This window comes from Roseibium sp. ROS1 (assembly GCF_054658215.1).
The window spans coordinates 1-2,500 of record NZ_BAAGIG010000020.1 but is presented as its reverse complement, the minus strand read 5'-3'; the positions used below and the strand labels follow the sequence as shown (position 1 = coordinate 2,500).

Below are 2,500 nucleotides of genomic sequence, written 5' to 3'. Positions count from 1 at the left end.
CAGTGGCTTGCATTTAAGAACCGGAACCGTCTGGAAAGTCGGGCATTAGTGGGTGATAGCCCCGTACGGGTAGAAATTATGCAAGTCCTCGAGTAGGGCGGGACACGTGAAATCCTGTCTGAACGTGGGGGGACCACCCTCCAAGCCTAAGTACTCCTTGTCGACCGATAGCGAACAAGTACCGTGAGGGAAAGGTGAAAAGTACCCCGACGAGGGGAGTGAAACAGTTCCTGAAACCGGATGCCTACAAACAGTTGGAGGGCGAAAGCCTGACAGCGTACCTTTTGTATAATGGGTCAGCGACTTAATTTAACGAGCAAGCTTAAGCCGGTAGGTGTAGGCGTAGCGAAAGCGAGTCTGAATAGGGCGCCCTAGTTCGTTGGATTAGACCCGAAACCGAGTGATCTAGCCATGGCCAGGTTGAAGGTGCGGTAACACGCACTGGAGGACCGAACCCACGCCTGTTGAAAAAGTCGGGGATGAGCTGTGGCTAGGGGTGAAAGGCCAATCAAACTCGGAAATAGCTGGTTCTCCGCGAAATCTATTTAGGTAGAGCGTCGGATGAATACTCTCGGGGGTAGAGCACTGGATGGGCTATGGGGGCTTACCGCCTTACTGATCCTAACCAAACTCCGAATACCGAGAAGTACTATCCGGCAGACACACAGTGGGTGCTAACGTCCATTGTGGAGAGGGAAACAACCCTGACCGCCAGTTAAGGTCCCTAAGTTATGGCTAAGTGGGAAAGGATGTAGAACTCCCAAAACAACCAGGATGTTGGCTTAGAAGCAGCCATCATTTAAAGAAAGCGTAACAGCTCACTGGTCTAAATAAGGGGTTCCGCGCCGAAAATGTACCGGGGCTCAAGCCATACACCGAAACTGCGGGTGCATCTTATGATGCGCGGTAGCGGAGCGTTCTGTAAGTCTGCGAAGGGGGACCCGTGAGGGCTCCTGGAGATATCAGAAGTGCGAATGCTGACATGAGTAACGATAAAGCGGGTGAGAGACCCGCTCGCCGAAAGTCCAAGGGTTCCTGCGCAACGCTAATCGGCGCAGGGTTAGCCGGCCCCTAAGGCGAGGCCGAAAGGCGTAGTCGATGGGAATGCAGTTAATATTCTGCAGCTTGGTGGTAGTGACGGATGCCGTGTGTTGTATCTCCTTATTGGATTGGGGGTGCAGCGAAGGTGTTCCAGGAAATAGCTCCACCGTATAAACCGTACCCGAAACCGACACAGGTGGACTGGTAGAGAATACCAAGGCGCTTGAGAGAACTATGCTGAAGGAACTCGGCAAAATGCTCCCGTAAGTTCGCGAGAAGGGAGACCTCACGACGGGCAACCGTTGTGGGGTGGCACAGACCAGGGGGTGGCGACTGTTTATCAAAAACACAGGGCTCTGCGAAGCCGTAAGGCGACGTATAGGGTCTGACGCCTGCCCGGTGCTGGAAGGTTAAGAGGAGGTGTGCAAGCACCGAATTGAAGCCCCAGTAAACGGCGGCCGTAACTATAACGGTCCTAAGGTAGCGAAATTCCTTGTCGGGTAAGTTCCGACCTGCACGAATGGCGTAACGACTTCCCCGCTGTCTCCAGCATAGACTCAGTGAAATTGAATTCCCCGTGAAGATGCGGGGTTCCTGCGGTCAGACGGAAAGACCCCGTGCACCTTTACTACAGCTTCACACTGGTATTCGTCACGACATGTGTAGGATAGGTGGTAGACGTTGAAGCAGGAGCGCCAGCTCTTGTGGAGTCACCCTTGAAATACCACCCTTGTCGTCATGGATATCTAACCGCGGTACAACAATATCCGGGACCGTGTGTGGCGGGTAGTTTGACTGGGGCGGTCGCCTCCCAAATGGTAACGGAGGCGCGCGAAGGTGGGCTCAGAGCGGTCGGAAATCGCTCGTTGAGTGCAATGGCATAAGCCTGCCTGACTGCGAGACTGACAAGTCGAGCAGAGTCGAAAGACGGCCATAGTGATCCGGTGGTCCCTCGTGGAAGGGCCATCGCTCAACGGATAAAAGGTACGCCGGGGATAACAGGCTGATGATGCCCAAGAGTCCATATCGACGGCATTGTTTGGCACCTCGATGTCGACTCATCACATCCTGGGGCTGGAGCAGGTCCCAAGGGTTTGGCTGTTCGCCAATTAAAGTGGTACGTGAGTTGGGTTCAGAACGTCGCGAGACAGTTCGGTCCCTATCTGCCGTGGGTGTAGGAGAATTGAGAGGATCTGTCCCTAGTACGAGAGGACCGGGATGGACGTACCTCTGGTGGACCTGTTGTGGCGCCAGCCGCATTGCAGGGTAGCTATGTACGGAAGGGATAACCGCTGAAAGCATCTAAGCGGGAAACCCACCTCAAAACCAGTTCTCCCTGAAGAGCCGTGGAAGACCACCACGTCGATAGGAAGCGTGTGGAAGTGCGGCAACGCATGAAGCTTAGCTTTACTAATAGCTCGTTCGGCTTGATCCTCTCATTAGTCAATGTTCATCTTTT

The 2,500-nt window shown here is 53.9% G+C and carries 1 rRNA gene (cut by a window edge); it reads left to right on the top strand.

Annotated features, from left to right (window positions below):
• Positions 1-2,476 (top strand): 23S ribosomal RNA (locus ACYQ6M_RS30260) (it extends 247 nt beyond the left edge of the window).
• Positions 2,477-2,500 lie beyond the last annotated feature (24 nt).